The organism is Microcoleus sp. PH2017_05_CCC_O_A, assembly GCF_020738785.1.
GTDB lineage: Bacteria > Cyanobacteriota > Cyanobacteriia > Cyanobacteriales > Microcoleaceae > Microcoleus.
Window position 1 is genome coordinate 1 of the sequence record NZ_JAEQCB010000257.1, and the last position, 4,370, is coordinate 4,370.

Consider the following 4,370-nt stretch of genomic DNA (forward strand, 5'->3'; position numbering starts at 1 on the left):
AGGACTTGCAGCCGTAGGGCATACGGTCAAGATGCTTGCCGAGGGTAAATTCGTCGGAATCCCACTGAAGCAAGAATCCTCTCGCCTTTAGGCAGAGGTTTGTCAAAAAAACACTGACGGCTGCTTTTTCTTGATGTGTCCCAAATGTACTATCCGCCACCAACCAGGTTTAACCAGGGATTTTTGGTGGTGAGGACGAGATAATTTTGAGCAGAAAACTTTTTTTTCGTACATAGTTATAAAATTTGCATCCGCCAGGGACACCCGCATCAACTAAATCGAGCATCAGGTACGATATTTTTCGGATTGAAGGGTAAAGCGTGAATTAATCTAAAAAATCCAGAATTTTTGCTAAAAAAGGCTATATTTGGCTATATGTTTCATATCTATCAATCAAATTTATGGGACTTCAGATTTCGCATTTTAGCTTAATATGCGGCAGTGCCAGTTATTACATACTTGCACCTTCACCCGTTACCCTGACATTATTAAACTCAAATCTCAAATGAACTGACTGATGGATTTAGATATACAGATTCAAGCACTAATCGAGCAAGCTCCGCCTGACGGTTCGACGCCACAAATCTTAGAGGCGATCGCCCCGGCGCTGGTTTTAATTGCCCAACAGCTACAGCACCTCGAATACTCGATCCTGCAATCGGTAGACGAAAGTTGGGCGATCGTAGTTTTGAGCAATCTCAAGCAACCGGGACAGGAGAAGAAGGTGATTTATGCTTTTCCCACTCTTAAAGATGCGTCCTCCGCTGCGGCGGCTGGGGGCGGGAGCGTCAAGCCCGTACAGTTGCCTGTCACTCACATTTTATTTCAGATGATTGCTCTTGAAGGTCTCGACAGTATTGTTTTTTTTGAAAATCCCGGCAATCAGGAAGTCGGGACGGAAATCCCTCGCCGACAAGTGCAAGACTTAATCAATGTTTACTTGCAACAGTATCGATCGGCTCCACCACCAGATATTGCCTAAATATAGCCTTTCTCAAGGGAGCATCTCAGTTTTGCATTTAGATAGTGCGAGCGTCCCCGCTCGCGTATCGTATAATACGCGAGCGGGGACGCTCGCACTATCTATAAGAAAAAAATGCTTTTTACAAAAATGAGATTCTCCCTTTCTCAATGGCAGTGAAGTATGTCAGGGAATCGGGAATCGGGAATCGGTAATAGGTAATCGGTAATATTTCATTGCTTGCGCTCTCGGGAACTCACTTAGGAATGAAAATTAAATAACTTCCACAAGTTTTATGCTTCTTCTGGCCCATCCCACAAATATGTGTAAATTATTTAATTCGCCATCCTTAAGAAGCGCGATAATTAAATTTCTGATGAATTGGTAATAGGAAATTCCCCATTACCAACTCCCCATTACCAATTCCCCTACCGTGCAACTTTTTAACCTCTAATACAGCCGGCTCAAAACGTAATCTGCTAAATCAATCAAGGCTTGACGGGATTCTGAATGGGGCAGCGCAGCTAAGTATTCGACAGCTTTCTGTGCGTGATTTGTTGCTAGTTCTCGCGATCGCTCTATACCTTGAGAATCTGCTACCAGCGCCAGAGCCTGCTCTAGATCTCCTTCTTGGGCGAACTCGCGTTCTATTAGAACTTCCAAATAAGGCTTTTCTTCTAGGGCAAATAGTGCTGGTGCTGTCAAATTACCACTAATCAGATCAGAGCCTGCGGGTTTCCCCAAAGTTTCCGTTGAAGCAGTGAAATCCAATATATCATCTACTATTTGGAATGCTAAACCAATGTTGCGACCGTAGTTGTACAAATCGTCTGCTATTTCTGCTGAAACCTCGCTCAAACAGCCCGCTGCTTTAGAACTGTTGGCAATTAAAGACGCTGTTTTGTAATAACTTTTTTCTAAGTACGCTTCGATCGACAAACTGGTGTCAAATCCATTTAGTCCCTGTTGAATTTCGCCCTCAGCTAAATCCATAATCACTTCTGAAAGCAGTTTGACTACTGGCAGGTTGTCCAGATTTGCCAAGTGCCACGAAGATTGAGCAAACAGAAAATCTCCCGCCAATACTGCCACTCGGTTGTTAAACCGACTGTGTACTGTCGGTACTCCCCGCCGCAGATCCGACTCGTCCACCACGTCGTCGTGGACTAGACTGGCTGTGTGGATCATTTCTGTGATTTCCGCGAGGCGGCGGTGTTTTTCGGTGATTTCCCGATCGGGCATCGTCGCCTTGGCCATCAACAAGACTATTGCGGGTCTCACCCGTTTTCCCTTTGTGCCGAATAAGTATTCTGCAGCCGCGTACAAGATGGGATGACGGGCACCCACTAACTGTTTTAAGTTTTCTGTCAACAGTCGCAGGTCTTCTTCAACCGAGGAAAATAGGAGAGTGCTAGAGATCATGGATACGCCGACTCAAGCCGTAAAGTAACAAAATTTTACATATCATATCTTTATTTTAAGACAATTCTCTGCAATAGGGAACAAAAATCTAGGCGATCGGCAGTTATTTGTGGTCTGTCGCCAGCGAGGACTCGCCCAACTGCCAGAGGCGAGTAGCCTGCTGCCAGAGGGGTTGCTCCTATTGTATCGAATTGTTAAGCACACTGCCAAAAAATAACTAAATCCCAGAAACGCTGTGTTATTATAGGTATTAAGGATTTAAACAATTCTATACATTAAGTACAGGCTGTAATTGAGCCTGGCTGGCAGGTAGCTTTCAGATGCCTGTAAGAGTTTCGTAGAGCCAGCCTTGTTAGTCGATCGCAGCGAAAATTTCTGGGACAGATTTTTAGTTTCTTGTGGCTAAAAATTTTCAGGAGTTAAGACTAGCGCATGAGATGTGCACGGTAGCTCAAAGCAGCTAAAGTGGATGGTTTTACGCTGTTCAAGCATCTGTAAAGCAGTAAATCATTATTGACCTCGCCCAAAAACGGGTAGAAGCCACGACAATTGTCGTGGGTAGCCCAAAATTTTAGATCTTAGTTGAAGCTCCCAGATTTATCTGCCGAGTAAATCTAAAATCGAAAAATGGAAAATCTCAAATCGACTCACCGGGAACGCCTAAGTTTTTCGGCAAGCCTGATATGGAAAAGTAGCCTTCAGAACCAAGGCATAGTCTTGCGTGCTGAATTAATGTAGTAGGTCTTGAACTTGTCCCGTCCTCCTCCTCGTCCTTGACTTTTGGTTCTAATTATGATTTATCGCGATATTCCTCTAATTATTCCCATTCTAGCCGCCGGTTATGTAATGACTATTTATATAGTGCTGATGTTGGCCGAACGTAGCTCTAAAATAACTCGATTGGGCGAGTAGTGCAACGCTTGGCAGCCGAATCCGGCCTCGCCCGCCATGGACTACTCGCTCAGAATTCCGAATATTCCATAATAACCCTGCCTTGAATGCTTGCACACAAAGGCAGGGTTATTTGATTTTAGATTTTAGATTGAAGATTTTAGATTGAGGATTTTAGATTGAGGATTTGCGATCGAGCTCGTGGTTGAGAGCTTACAGGCAAGTCTGAGAATATTTGTGGTGGTAGCGATTAACACATATCAGTGGCTACACTAGGATAAACGCTGCTGCTCTCTAAGATTCTGCGGTTATGCTCCACTTTCCAGGCTACAAAATTTTCAGGAAAATCTATGAAAGCGATCGATCTCTAGTTTACCGGGGCGTGCGATCGACCGACAGCCAGCACGTAATCTTCAAGATACTCAAGCAAGAGTACCCCACTCCGGCTGCACTCGCCCGTCACAAACAAGAATATGACATCATCCGCAGCTTAAATCACCCAGGAGTCATCCGAGCTTACAGCTTAGAACAGTACGATCGCACTTTGGCGATCGTTCTCGAAGACTTCGGAGGAGAATCTCTCAAAAGCTTGATGCACTCTCGCCCCTTTACTCTATCCGAATCTCTGAGCTTCGCCATTCAAATAGCCGACATTTTGGGCGACATTCACAGCGCCAACATCATACACAAAGATATCAACCCTGCCAACATAGTTTTCAATCCCAGCACCAACCAACTCAAAATCATTGACTTTGGGATAGCCAGCGTCTTCGCGCCCGACAAATTAACCGAACAACCCACCCTCAAGCATCCCCATATTCTAGAAGGCACTCTCGCCTATATCTCTCCAGAACAAACTGGCAGAATGAACCGTAGCCTAGATTATCGCACCGACTATTACTCTCTCGGCGCAACTCTCTATGAAATGCTGACTCGCCAACTGCCGTTTGAAACCAGGGTAGTGCCCTGAAGGAAAGGATCGGAGCAAGCTATAATTAGAGAAGTGTTTGCCATAGCGTGATATGACATTAGAAATTAATTGTTGCCCTAATTGTGGCTCAAAAGAAGTTAGTCGGAACGGTAAAACTCGGCATCA

The 4,370-nt window shown here is 44.7% G+C and carries 3 protein-coding genes; 2 read left to right on the forward strand and 1 reads right to left on the reverse strand.

Annotation, left to right across the window (positions count from 1 at the left end; all coding sequences use genetic code 11):
* Window positions 1-517 precede the first annotated feature (517 nt).
* Entirely contained in the window at window positions 518-982 is a 465-nt protein-coding gene (locus JGK20_RS33150) for a hypothetical protein (RefSeq protein ID WP_293213734.1), read from the forward strand.
* A gap of 429 nt (window positions 983-1,411) precedes the next feature.
* Here JGK20_RS33150 and sds read toward each other — a convergent pair whose 3' ends face one another.
* Entirely contained in the window at window positions 1,412-2,383 is a 972-nt protein-coding gene (gene sds, locus JGK20_RS33155) for a solanesyl diphosphate synthase (protein WP_293193419.1), read from the reverse strand.
* A gap of 1,201 nt (window positions 2,384-3,584) precedes the next feature.
* Here sds and JGK20_RS33160 point away from each other — a divergent pair.
* A complete protein-coding gene (locus tag JGK20_RS33160) occupies window positions 3,585-4,244 on the forward strand; it encodes a serine/threonine-protein kinase (protein ID WP_366039828.1) in 660 nt (219 codons plus the stop codon).
* Window positions 4,245-4,370: the final 126 nt, after the last annotated feature.

Excerpts from the sequence above, each read along its gene's own strand:
- JGK20_RS33150 (WP_293213734.1), top strand. The coding sequence starts at position 518 with ATGGATTTAGATATACAGATTCAAGCACTAATCGAGCAAGCTCCGCCT.
- sds (WP_293193419.1), bottom strand. The coding sequence starts at position 2,383 with ATGATCTCTAGCACTCTCCTATTTTCCTCGGTTGAAGAAGACCTGCGA.
- JGK20_RS33160 (WP_366039828.1), top strand. The coding sequence starts at position 3,585 with ATGCTCCACTTTCCAGGCTACAAAATTTTCAGGAAAATCTATGAAAGC.